Annotated in this window: 10 protein-coding genes; 1 reads left to right on the forward strand and 9 read right to left on the reverse strand. The window is 50.3% G+C overall.

Going from position 1 to position 13088, the window contains the following annotated elements; translation table 11 throughout:
• The 9 genes from Q0V82_RS02920 to Q0V82_RS02955 all read right to left on the reverse strand — a co-directional run.
• Positions 1-1817: retention module-containing protein (locus Q0V82_RS02920; protein ID WP_297572522.1), on the reverse strand; the 1817-nt coding region annotated here is incomplete at its 3' end.
• Positions 1818-1903: 86 nt separating this feature from the next.
• Positions 1904-2494, reverse strand: coding sequence for a response regulator transcription factor (locus Q0V82_RS02925; protein WP_297572524.1), 591 nt, complete (start codon positions 2492-2494; stop codon positions 1904-1906).
• Positions 2491-3903, reverse strand: a complete 1413-nt coding sequence (locus Q0V82_RS02930) for an HlyD family type I secretion periplasmic adaptor subunit (RefSeq protein WP_297572526.1) — start codon at positions 3901-3903, stop codon at positions 2491-2493. The genes Q0V82_RS02925 and Q0V82_RS02930 overlap by 4 nt, the downstream gene beginning before the upstream one ends.
• Positions 3903-6089 (reverse strand): type I secretion system permease/ATPase, encoded by a 2187-nt coding sequence (locus Q0V82_RS02935; protein WP_297572528.1) that lies wholly within the window; start codon positions 6087-6089, stop codon positions 3903-3905. Before Q0V82_RS02935 ends, Q0V82_RS02930 begins: the two co-directional genes overlap by 1 nt.
• A 234-nt stretch (positions 6090-6323) precedes the next feature.
• Complete coding sequence (locus Q0V82_RS02940) at positions 6324-7703, reverse strand: FAD-binding oxidoreductase (protein ID WP_297572530.1); 1380 nt, start codon at positions 7701-7703, stop codon at positions 6324-6326.
• A 36-nt stretch (positions 7704-7739) separates the two neighbouring features.
• Positions 7740-7919 (reverse strand): zf-HC2 domain-containing protein, encoded by a 180-nt coding sequence (locus tag Q0V82_RS16560; protein WP_374758520.1) that lies wholly within the window; start codon positions 7917-7919, stop codon positions 7740-7742.
• On the reverse strand, positions 7916-8500 hold the full coding sequence (locus Q0V82_RS02945; RefSeq protein ID WP_297572532.1) for a sigma-70 family RNA polymerase sigma factor: 585 nt from the start codon (positions 8498-8500) through the stop codon (positions 7916-7918). Before Q0V82_RS02945 ends, Q0V82_RS16560 begins: the two co-directional genes overlap by 4 nt.
• A gap of 1 nt (position 8501) precedes the next feature.
• On the reverse strand, positions 8502-9440 hold the full coding sequence (locus tag Q0V82_RS02950) for a homoserine kinase (RefSeq protein ID WP_297572533.1): 939 nt from the start codon (positions 9438-9440) through the stop codon (positions 8502-8504).
• Positions 9441-9449: 9 nt separating this feature from the next.
• Positions 9450-9782 (reverse strand): DUF2782 domain-containing protein, encoded by a 333-nt coding sequence (locus Q0V82_RS02955; protein ID WP_297572537.1) that lies wholly within the window; start codon positions 9780-9782, stop codon positions 9450-9452.
• Between the two features lie 192 nt (positions 9783-9974).
• Between Q0V82_RS02955 and polA the strand changes: the two genes are divergently transcribed.
• Positions 9975-12746, forward strand: coding sequence for a DNA polymerase I (gene polA / locus Q0V82_RS02960; protein WP_297572540.1), 2772 nt, complete (start codon positions 9975-9977; stop codon positions 12744-12746).
• Positions 12747-13088: the final 342 nt, after the last annotated feature.

The raw sequence follows: 13088 nt of genomic DNA on the forward strand, positions 1-13088 counted from the left end.
TCTTCAGTCACGTCACCTTGTTTTACGCCACCGATAATCGCTGGATCGGATGTCGCGGAGAGATTGATGTTGACGGTCGCCAAGGCGGTACCGCCTTGACCATCGGAGACGGTGACGGTAAAGCTGTCGGGACCGACGTAGTCGAGGTTGGGCGTGTAGATATAGGTACCGTCGAGCTTCATCGTCACGGTGCCGTGCGTTGGGTTGCTTGCTTGGGTGAACGACAAGATATCGCCATCCACATCCGTGCCGGTGACTTGACCAATCACCACGGTGTCTTCAGCCACATTGTGGGTATAGGTGCCGGTGTTCGGGTCAAAGTTCACGGGCGTTGGTGGGTTAATCGGTGGCGTTACGACCGGCTTGTCGTTGGTGCCGGTAATGGTCAACGACAAGCTGCTATCCACCGTCACAGTGCCATCGGTGACAGTGTACGGCACGGTGATTTTAAGTTCTTCACCGGCTTTGAGGCTGTTGTAGGCTGGATCAGTTGGGTCAAAGGTGTAGCTGCCGTCGGGTTTGAGCATCAAGCCAGCTGGTAATGGATTTTTAGCGGCGAAGGTGAGGGTTTCCACGTCGACATCGGTGGCGATCAATTTACCATCCACCTTCGCGTCGTTTTCTTTCACGTTCAGTGTCGAAGCAGTCGCAACAGGTGCATCATTGGTGCCGTTCACGACCACCGTAATCGTTACTGGCGTACCGTCTTTGGACAAGACCGTGAAGCTTTCAGTGAGGGTTTCTTTGTCGTCCAAGCCTTGCACAACGGCTTGGTTGTTGTTGACGGTATACGTCCACAAGCCAGCATCATTAACGGTAAACTGGCCATACGTGCCCGGCGTATTTTGGGGGCGGAACACGGCTTCGCCAGCGTCCGGATCGGTAATGGTCAACTGACCTTGGGTTTTGATTTCATTGCCCACGACTGTCACATCTTCAGTCACGTCACCTTGTTTTACGCCACCGATAATCGCTGGATCGGATGTCGGGGTCACGCCCACATTCACAGTAAGGGTGTCAGTGCCGCCTTTGCCGTCGCTGACTTGAACTTGGAAGCTGTCTGGGCCGGTGTAATCTTTGTTGGGGATGTAGGTGTACGCGCCATTGGCATTGACCACGACGGTGCCGTGGCTTGGGTCGCTGGTTTTGCTAAAGACGAGTACATCGCCGTTGTCGTCTTTGGCGACGAGTTGGCCGCTAACTGGGGTGTCTTCTGGCGTGGTGGTGGCTTGGTCAGTGCCGAGGGGAATATTATTGCTATCCACAAATTCTGGATTGATGTTGTCGGCAATAACTTCGGCAGCAATGGCATCGGCAAAGTTGGCTGTAGGCGGTGGCTCAAAGGTGTCGAGCGCGGTTGCAAAATTAAAACTAAGAGGGTCAACGCCTTCGGCGACGCGCATTAAACGCACAAAACCACTACCTTCACCACCTCCGGCACCGGCACTGAGACCTGCGGCGGTCGCCTCTAAATCGGTAGAGAGATCTTTGCCTTCGTTGAGGGCATTAATGATTTGGTCGGCACTGTCATTGGTTTTGGCGACGGCCGCTTCGGTGCTGTCGGTGGGCGCGGTGCCGAGCAAGTCGCCGTCGATCAATAAAGATCGATCCGCGCCCAATTCGATGATTTGTCCATTCGGGAGTAATACGGTGAGGTGGCCTTGGGCATCGGTGACGATGATTTGGCCTTCGAGCAAGACATCGCCGGCTTTAATCGCTTGCAGCTGACCGCGAGCATCTTTAATAAATGCTTCGCCTTGAACGACGACGATTTGTTGTTTTGCGCCACTGTTTGCTGCAATGATTTGCTCGGCCATGGTAAGACTCCAGATAGAATATTCTATTTAGAAGTCTACGCACAGCTTATGACAAATGCGATTGTACTGAAGTACAACTTGCGTGATTAATTTATACCGTTGACTTTTAGTGTCAGCTGAACCCGGTCGCTGAGACCGAGCTTCTCGAAGCAGGCACTTAAATGCGCTTTAACCGTGCGTTCGGTGATATTGAGCGTGCGGGCGATTTCTTTATTACTTTGCCCACGGGCTGCCGCGTGTGCGACTTCACGTTCACGGTCCGATAGGATTAACAGCGCATCGCGTTTGGCCGGTAGGCGGTTGACCGCATTGAGTAAGCGCAGCACCAAGCTACGCCCAGCCCAGATTTCGCCAGAAACAACGGCACTAATGACTTGCTGTAATAATTCTTTGGGGGCCGCTGCATGGCAATACGCCGCTGCGCCAGCCAAAAGCACGGCATAGCCTTCTTCATCATTGGGGCAAGTGTTAACCACAATGACGTACTGATGCTGCATCCGCTGCTGCCAAATCGGTTCGTTCCATGCCGGCAGCATGGGGTATTGGCTGTCGATGACTGCAATGCTGTCGGCAGCATGCGCCCATTCTTGTTGTGGCAACTCAACGCCATCAAAGCTGGCTTGCCAGTGGCGCAATAGGCCGCTGTCTTGAGTATAAAAATAAATGGCAGGGATCATCGTTCGGTCAACGCAGAGGATTTAGCCCGCAGTACTGGCTTGATTAAATATGAAAGAATGGTTTTTTTACCGGTCAAAATATCCACTTCAGCCATCATCCCCGGAATAATTGGTAAACGTTTGCCGTCTTTTTCTAAAAAGCTATTTTTGGTTTTGACTCGAACCAAATAAAAAGCGTTACCTTTCTCGTCTTTGACCGTATCTGCACTGATGTTGACAACTTCAGCATCTAATCCACCATAGACTGAAAAGTCATAGGCAGAAAATTTAACTAAAGCCGGTTGTGCAGAACGTAAAAAGGCAATGTCTTTAGGTAAGACTTTGGCTTCGAGTAGTAAGCTTTCGCCGGCAGGGACGATTTCAATAATGTCTTTACCCGGTTGGACGACGCCACCCACGGTATTGGCAAACAGCTGCTTGACCGTGCCATCCATAGGCGAGCGAATATCCGATTGTTTCACCCGATCAGCCAAGCCTAAATTGCCTTGGCTGATACTACTGAGTTTGCCTGAGGTTTCGGCTAGCTCAGTACGCGCTTGATTGCGAAACATCAAGTCGACTTCTTGCGATTTTCGGCCCGCTTCGGCAATTGAGGATTGAATACGGGGTATCTGTGCAGAAGCCCCGTCCATATCGCCTTTGTAGCGAGATACATCGCGTTCTAAGCGTAAAATCTCAACATCCGAGACCGCGCCGCTTTTTAGTAGCGGTCGGGTTGCATCGAGTTCTCGCTTGGTCAGGTCATAGCCTTGAGTCGCTTGCTCACGCTTGGTGCGAACTTCGTTGAGCTCTTGTGATCGTTGATTCAGTTGCTGCTTGGCAATGCCCATGCTGGCATCGAGTTCGGCCATTTTGGATTGATACAGTAGTTTTTCTTGTGCGGCGAGATCGGGAGCTTCTTTTTCAACGTCCTCAGGAATAATCAGTGTTTTGCCATTGGCAATGGCATCAAGGCGGGCGGCTTTGGCTTTGAGCGACAAATATTGTGCGCGGCCTTCATTCAGCGACGAGGCAAAACGGGTCGAGTCAATTTTGATCAGCAAATCGCCTTTTTTAACCGCTTGGCCTTCATGCACCAAAATTTGTTTGACGATCCCGCCGTCCAAGCTTTGGATCACTTGTAATTCACTCGATGGAATGACACGGCCATCGCCCTTGGTGACTTCGTCGATTTTGGCGCAACCGGCCCAGAGTAAGAGCAGTGCGACGGCCAGCGCCGCAGTGCGAATCAGCACGCGAGCGCCGCGCGGGCTTTGCTCCATGATGACGTTGTCCGCATCGGCGATGAAGTCTCTATCGTCGATTAAGTCGCTTTTATCGGTGCTAAATAAATAGCGATCAAAGGCCCGGTCACTCCAATATTGCAAGCGCGCCCACATTGATTTGAGGCTTTGCAGTAGTCGCTGCATTATGAACTGCTCCCTGCTTTGCCAATTCGACCTTGTTGCAAGGCTTCAACGACTTGGGCTTTGGGCCCATCGGCCATGATTTGTCCTTGATCGATGACGATCAGTCGATCAACTAACTCCAGTAATGAGGTGCGGTGGGTGACCAAAATCATCGTTTTACCGGCCAGATAAGTTCGCAAGCGCCCCTTTAAACGCTCTTCGCTTTGATGGTCCATCGCGCTGCTGGGTTCGTCGAGCATAAAAATCGGCGGGTCATTGAGTGCCGCGCGGGCGATTGAAATCGCTTGGCGCTGGCCGCCAGACAGTGATTCGCCGCGCTCACTAATTGGCATTTCAAAGCCACGCGGATGGGCATTAACAAATTCGGCAATCCCCGCCAAATCGGCAGCGGCAATAATGTGGCTATCTTCGGCATAGGGGGCACCCATGGCGATGTTTTGGCGCAATGAGCCAAAAAACAGTAAAGGATCTTGCGGCACATAGCCGATGGCCCGGCGTAATTCGGCTGGATCAATCTGACGGGTATCAATCCCATCAACAAGTACCGAGCCCTCTGTAGGCTGATACAGCCCCAAAATCAGCTTTTCAATGGTGGATTTTCCTGAGCCGATGCGGCCAATAATGGCGATCTTTTCTCCGGCATTCATTTTAAAACTGACGTTTTTTAAGGCGATATCGTCATTGTTCGGATATTTGAATGTCACATTGCGAAATTCAATCTCGCCACGAAACGATTCTCGGTGCAAAAAGTTACTGTCGGCAGGCCGTTCAATCGGCATCTGCATATGCGACTCGACGGCACCAAGCGAGGTTTTGGCGTTTTGATATTGCATCAATAAACCGGCAACTTGCCCGAGTGGCGCCATCGCCCGGCCAGCCAGCATCGATGCAGCAATAATGCCCCCCATTGACAGCTGGCCTTCAATCAGTAGATACACGCCAACAATTACCACCACGACCGACACCAATTGCGTAACTGCTTGCGCGAAGTTGACGGTGGTCGTTGACATGAGTTTTAAACGGCCGCCAATTTGCGCTAAAAACTGTGTCGCACGCTCCCAGCGCCGTTGCATCTCGCTTTCGGCCCCCATGATTTTGATGGTTTCAAGTCCAACCATGCTTTCAACTAAGGTGGCATTGCGTTGTGCCGACGCGCGTTGGGTCAGTTCAACCAATTGATTCATTTTGGCTTGCGCCAGCCAAGCAAAAGCAATAATTAAAATCGCGCCCACCAATGGTGGTAAAACCAGCCACGGCGAAATCCAAACTAAAACTAAAAAGAAGATCAATACAAAAGGCAGATCGACCAAAGTGGTAATCGAGGCCGAAGCAATAAAATCGCGAACCGATTCAAACGCCCGCAAATTGGCGGTGAACGAACCCACCGAAGCCGGGCGCGATCCCATTTGAATGCCTAACACGCGCTCCATAATCAACGCTGATAAAGTCACGTCGATGCGCTTGGAGGCGACATCCAAGATATAGCCGCGTGCAGTTCGCAGTACGAAATCAAAACCTAAGACGAGGATCGCGCCAAGGGCGAGCACCCATAGCGTCTCCATCGCATGGTTGGGTACCACCCGGTCGTAAACATTCATTGAATACAAGGGCATGGCTAGGGCAAAAATATTAATCAGCAATGCCGCAATTAAGGCATCGCGGTAAATTCGCCAATTATCAAACACGACGCCCCAAAACCAATGCCGCTCACGAATTTTACCCATTTCTGGCGTGCGTAAATCAAAGCGAAAACGCGGGCGAACAATCAGCACAATCCCGCTGTACAGTTCAGTTAATTCAGCTTCGCTTAAGATTTCAACCGATTCTGCGCCTTCGGGAAAGCGCACTTTATATTGGCCATCGGCTTGGCGTTCGAGCAATAAACACGCGCGTTGATCATTAAGCAATAAAACAGCGGGCAGTAAGCGGTCGGGGATTTCTTTGATATCGCGGCGTAATACGCGTGCCGATAGGCCCGCGCGTTTGGCGGCGCGTGGCAATAAAGACGGCGTGAGCCGGTTTTCAACCAAAGGCAAGCCGGCTGCCAGTGCTTCATGCGTCCACGGTGTGCCATGAATTCGCGTGAGCTCGACTAAGCAATCGAGTAGGGGATCGAAATGCGCTTGATTTTCGCTAAAATGCCAATCGAATGCGTTTTTGGCAGAGCTGCTTGTAGGCCTATCCATAGCGACTCATTTTATAATGGGTATTGTATTGTTTCTTGATATGCAAGCATACAGCAAGCGCAGACATGGCAAATAGATATAATAATCTAAAAATCGGGTTCTTTTTGCGATGTACGAAAGAGAAACACAAAATTTTCTTACGTTTTGGTGTTGCCTCGCCGCATTACTGATGACGATTGTCTGAATATGTATTGCTAATTAATGACTTAGGCATTCATGCTCTAATTCATCTAATCAATCGATGGGATGGTTTAAATCCAGCAAAACTTTACCCGGATTCATCAATTGCTGTGGATCGAGTGCTTGTTTAATACTGCGCATCATTAAAAGTTCGGTCGCCGTTCGATATTGACTCAGTGATTGTTTCTTTAATTGTCCAATCCCATGCTCAGCACTAATGCTGCCATTGTATTGAGCGACTAAACGATAAACAATGGCATTGATGGCCAGCTCAAATTGATAAATCAACGCTGTTTTTTCTTTTAAAAACAAGTTGTAATGCAAATTACCATCACCTAAATGACCAAAAGCCACGATATTAGCATCGGGGTATTGCTGAATTAATTCATTTTGGCATTCAGTTAAAAAACGTGGGATGTCGCCAACAGGAATACTGATATCGTGTTTAATACTCACGCCTTCAATGCGCTGCGCTTCGGGAATGCGTTCACGTAAACGCCAAAAATCTTGTGCTTGCCGCTGATTTTGTGCCACATAGGCATTACTAAAACCCGAAGCAAATAAAATTTCGGCCAATTGCGAAATTAATTGCTCGCTATTGCCGCCGTCAGACAACTCAAGCAAAACACACCAAGCCGGTGATGGACTAAAGGGCTGTTGTAGCGCTGGAAAATGCCGCTGTAGTAAATCCAGGCAGGGGCGCGAAATCAACTCAAATGAGGTGACTCGATCGCCCACTTTCGCTTGTAGATCGCGCAGTAATTCAACGGCAATCGCTGGCGAATCCACTTCGATTAAAGCGGTGGCGTGCGCCGTAGGCAGCGGATACAGCCGCAATACCGCACGGCTAATTAAACCCAAAGTGCCTTCAGCGCCGACAAATAATTGCTTGAGATCATAGCCGGTATTGTCTTTGCGTAAGCCGCGTAAGCCATGCCAAATCGTACCATCAGCCAGCACGACTTCGAGACCGAGGGTTAGCTCGCGCATATTGCCGTAGCGCAGTACATTGACGCCGCCGGCATTGGTAGCGAGCGCTCCGCCGATTTGGCAGCTGGCTGCCGCACCCCAATTGGCAGGGAATAAGCGATTGGCGGCTAAAGCGGCGGTTTGCACTTGTTGTAGCGTGACGCCAGCATCCACGGTAATGGTGTTGTTGTCGGCATCGACTTCGATGAATTGATTCATCCGTTCAAAAGCGATAATTAGGCTATGGCCACTGCTGTCTGGTGTAGCCGCACCACATAAACTGGTATTGCCACCTTGTGGCACCATCGCAATGTGGTGCTCTGCGCAAAGTTTGACCAGTTCAACCAGTTGTTCAGTTGATTTTGGGCGGGCGACGGCCAGTGCTTGGCCTTGGAAACGACGGCGTTGATCAAGACAATAGGGCGCGGTGTTTTCGCCGAACAATAGGCCGTGAGATTCAGTCATCGACTGAAGTTGTGTCAAAAAATGGCTGGGCATGAGTTATTTGCGATCGTCTTTTTGAGCTTGGCTCGCGAGGCGTATTACCTTGAGTTGGTGTGAAAAATGAGTGCATTTTTGACACATAAATAAATGCAGGCGCAGCTGTAGGCCTTCGCTTAAAGATAGAGCGCGATCTTGTGATTCAGAGAGTAAAAAAGAAATATCGCGGCATTTCATCATGATGTTGTCCCCGATATTTTTTCGTCAAACCAGTTTTTTTCTAAACACAGCCGTAAGCTCATGCGAGCGCGATACAGCATCACCGAGCAATTAGTCGCGGTGATCTCCAATTGCTGACAAATTTCGCTAATGTCTAACTCCATTACCTCACGCAAGGTAAACACCATTGCGGTGCGCTTGGGCATTTTGGTGGCGCAAAGATGATAAGTTTCCCAGAAATGCTGATCAGTTAAATTGGCTTCGGGCTGGCCCCAGTTACGTGGTGCATCGCTGCCCCAGTGGCCGTGTGAATCAAACAGTGAGTCAAAATCGCTTCTATCGTTTTCTTCGTCGATCAGCGGTGAAATCAATTGTGGATCACGGTAGCGACGACGTTGCACGTCAAGAATTTTGTATTTCAAAATGGCAGTTAACCAAGTTTTGACGCTCGATTGCCCGCTAAAAGATTCGGGCTTTTCGAGCGCCGCCAGTAGGGTTTCTTGCACCACATCTTCGGCCAAAGGCATATCACCAAGCTGAAATAGCGCGTAGCGTAATAAGGCTGAATGATGAGATTGCAACTCGTTTGCCGAGATGGCCATATTAAACCCAGAAATTGCGACGTTGCGCGTGTCGGCGGATGACACGCTGGAAGTGGCTTGGATCTTTAGCAAACGTCATTTCACCGGCCGCTGGTTGGTAAAAATCCAGCAAGCGAGATACCCAAAAACGCAGTGCGGCAGCCCGCAGTAGTGTTGGCCAAGCTTGAATTTCGGCAAGACTGAGTGGCCGCACGCTTTGGTAGGCGTTGAGCATTGCCAGTGCGCGTTCATCATCGATTTCGCCATCCTCGAGCACGCACCAATCGTTGAGCGTGATCGCCAAGTCGTATAGCAAGACGTCGGTGCAGGCATAATAAAAATCAATAAATCCGCCAACGTGCTCGCCATTCATTAAGGCATTATCACGGAATAAATCCGCATGAATCACCCCGGTTGGCAGCGCATCGTGCTGGTGTTGTGCTTGGAGTGCCACTTCAGCAGCGAGTAAATCGGCGTCTTGTGGCTTCATCAATGCATATAGCGTTGGCGCAATGGCCGTCCACCAGTGTGGACCGCGCGGATTGGGCATTTGGGCTGGATAGCTCGCTGCGGCCAAATGCATTTGGGCCAACATTTCACCCACTTGGGCGCATTGTTCTGCGGTGGGTGATTCGGCGACCGAGCCAGGCAAGCAAGGTACGATCAGCGTTGGTTTGCCGTTGAGTTGATCAATGTATTGGTGTTGCAAATTGGCGATCGGCGCGGCAACGGCGATGCCGTGCTGCGCTAGATGTACCATTAAATTGACGTAAAAAGGTAGTTCATCGGCGCGCAGGGTTTCAAACAAAGTCAGTACATATTTACCATGCGTCGTTGTGACAAAATAATTGGTATTGGTCACACCGGCAGAAATGCCTTTAAGCTCGACCAATTGGCCTAATGAATAGCGGTGCAAAAATGGCGTAATTTCGTCGATGCCGACGGTAGTAAAAACAGACATGGAGCGCTCTCAGAATTCCAATATAACCCAGCTTGGGACGGCGATATTATCAATCATATTGCCTTGCGTCACGAAATTACCTTGGCCGTTAGGATCAATTAAGAAATATGGCTTGCCGACTTTCGGCACGACTTTGATTTGATATAGCCGGCCATTGATGCGGTATTCAGTGAGCGTGGCATCGCCTTTTTCAACAATACGGATGTCGGGTTGTGGTTGTGGTTTATTTGATTTGGTTTCTGCCGGCATCGCCGGCGGGGTATCGGCAACGCCATCGCCGATAGTGGCGGCGAAAGCTGGTAGCGTCAAACAAAAGCTAAGGCCCAAAATAAGGTGACGCATGAGGCACTCCTTGGGAGTAAAAATAAGGTCGAGCGATGTTGAGCTGTCACCAAGCTGATCAATTAGTGCGGCTTTAATCCATCGCAAAGGCATTGCACAAGGGCGCGCAACGCATTGGGAATCTTTGGCCTGAGTACGGCGTATAATGTGGGTTGCAATCCCCATTCTTACAACAGTATAGAGAATTCTCGCATGGCAACGCTGCTTTTAATCGATGGATCATCTTATTTGTATCGCGCTTTCCATGCGATTCGAGATTTAACCGCCCCCGATGGTACACCTAGCAATGCGCTGTATGGCTTTGTGAATATGTTGAAAAAACTGCGTCAGCAAACCCCAGCTGATTATATCGCGTGTGTGTTCGATGCTAAAGGACCAACGTTTCGCGATGCACTTTACGATCAATATAAAGCGCAGCGTCCATCGATGCCCGATGAGCTACGGGTGCAAATCGCGCCGATTCATCAAGCCGTGGCTGCGTTTGGGATTCCGATTTTGATGATCAATGGGGTAGAAGCTGACGATGTGATCGGTACTTTAGCGCGCGAAGCGAGCCGCCAAGGCATTACCACCATTATGTCGACTGGCGATAAAGACATGGCGCAATTGGTCGATGAGTTTGCCCGTATCGAAAACAGCATGACCAGCGAAGTGCTGCGCCGCGATGAAGTGTTTGCCAAATTTAATGTGTGGCCTGAGCAAATCGTGGATTATCTGGCATTGATTGGCGACACTGTGGACAACGTGCCGGGTGTGCCTAAATGCGGCCCAAAAACCGCGGCCAAATGGTTGGCTGAATATCAAACCATGGATAATGTGATCGCTCACGCCGATGAAATCAAAGGCGTGGTGGGACAAAATCTGCGCGATACCTTGCCATGGTTGCCGCTGGCCAAAGCCTTGGTGACGATTAAATGCGATGTCGATCTCAGCGCCGAAATCCCGCAAGGTATTGCCGATTTAGTGCCAACAACTGAAGACAGCGCGACCTTATTGGCGTTGTTTAAGCAGTTTGGTTTTCGCAGTTGGGTGCGCGAATTAGAAAGCCGCGCGCCCGCAGTTAGCAGCGGCAGTGATGATTTATTTGCAGAAAAAACTGAGGGTATTGCTACCCAAGTAATGTTAGATGAGGCGCAGGTTGAAATACCTACCGCACCCAGCATTGAGCGGCATTATGTAATCATTCAAACCGCCGCGCAGTTGAGCGATTGGTTAGCCAAAATCAATGCCGCAGCCATTACCGCTTTTGATACCGAAACCACCAGCCTTGACGCCATGCAGGCGCGCTTGGTCGGGATGTCTTTTTCGGTAACGGAAGGCGAGGCGGCGTACTTGCCGTTGGCGCATTGCGGACCAGATCATGCCGAACAACTGCCGTTTGACGAAACCTTGGCCTTATTAAAGCCGTGGTTAGAATCAACCCAGCACGGCAAAGTTGGGCAAAACCTGAAATACGATCAACATGTCTTGGCCAATTACGGCATTGAGCTCGCAGGCATTTGCGATGACACTTTATTGATGTCTTACGTATTGGCCAGCCACGAAAAGCACAATATGGATGATCAAGCAGCGCGTGAGCTCGGTGAAACGACGATTAAATACGCCGATATTTGCGGCAAAGGCGCCAAGCAAATTGGCTTTGCCGAAGTCGATGTTGATACCGCCACCAGGTATGCGGCCGAAGACGCCGATATTACTTTGCGTCTGGCGCATACCCTTAAGCCGCGCTTAACTGGCCGGATGCTGGAAGTGTATCGCGACATCGAAATGCCATCGCGCGATGTGCTGTACATCATGGAGCGCAACGGCATTTTGCTCGATTCAGCTTTATTGCAAAAGCAAAGCCACGAGATTGGCTTGCGCTTAATTGAATTAGAAAACCACGCTTACGAGCTGGCGGGCCAGCCGTTTAATTTGGCTTCACCCAAGCAATTGGGCGAAATCTTTTTTGAAAAACTGCAATTGCCAGTGATTAAAAAAACCCCGAAAGGCGCGCCATCCACCGACGAAGAAGTCTTAAGCGAATTGGCCAAAGATTATCCTCTGCCCAAAGTGCTGCTCGAGCATCGTAGTTTGTCGAAATTAAAGTCTACCTATACCGACAAACTGCCCTTAATGGTGAACCCAAAAACCGGCCGAATTCACACCAGCTTTAATCAAACCGTCGCAGTCACTGGGCGCTTGAGCTCGTCCGAGCCGAATTTGCAAAATATCCCTGTGCGCACGCTAGAGGGCCGCAAAATCCGCGAAGCGTTTATCGCGCCAGCGGGCAGCAAAATTGTTTCGGCCGATTATTCGCAAATTGAGCTGCGGATTATGGCGCATTTATCTAACGACGCTGCGATGCTCAAAGCGTTTGAACAAGGCCAAGACATTCACAAAGCCACTGCGGCCGAAGTGTTTGGCATTGCGCTGGATGAAGTGAGCAGCGAGCAGCGCCGTTATGCCAAATCGATTAACTTTGGTTTGATTTACGGTATGGGCGTGTTTGGCTTGGCGCAGCAATTGGAAATCACCCGCGAAGCGGCAAAAACCTTTATCGAGCGCTATTTCAATCGCTTTTACAGCGTGGCCGATTATATGGAGCAAACTCGGCAATCGGTGCGCGAGCTGGGCTATGTCGAAACCGTGTTTGGTCGCCGTTTATGGCTGCCCGAAATCAAATCGAGCAATGGCGCCAAACGCGCTGGCGCTGAGCGCGCCGCGATTAACGGCCCAATGCAAGGCACCGCCGCCGATTTAATCAAATTGGCAATGATTGCTGTGGCAAAGTGGTTGGCTGATGAGCAATTAAACAGCAAGCTCTTACTGCAAGTACACGATGAATTGATCTTGGAAGTGCCAGAAGCCGAGCTGGAATTAGTCACCCGCAAACTGCCTGAAATCATGGCTAGCGTAGCGCAACTAAAAGTGCCGTTATTAGCCGAAGTTGGCGTTGGCAATAATTGGGAAGAGGCACATTGATTTTGTTCGGCGTATTGCTCGCGCAGCGGTAAGACGCCGGATGCAATGAAAACCGCCAGTAATGGCGGTTTTTTTATGCGCGAGTTGGCTCAGTTGTAAAGCGGTATAAGGGCGGGTCGTGACCCGCGCTGAACTGCAACTTCCACTCCTAAGCCGCAATCGATCCGAATTCGATGCAACCGTAGGGGGCAATGAGCTTTTGCGAATTGCACCGGCTTTGGCGTAAATTGAACCGATCTTGGTGCGGATTGCTCAATGCTTGAGTCTCATTGTCTTGTCTTGTCTTATCCACCCACGGTGATTTGGCGCAATTCGCTTCGCTGATTGTCGCCTGCATGGCTT

Origin of the sequence: uncultured Deefgea sp., assembly GCF_947072475.1 — a bacterium.
Taxonomy (GTDB): Bacteria; Pseudomonadota; Gammaproteobacteria; order Burkholderiales; family Chitinibacteraceae; genus Deefgea.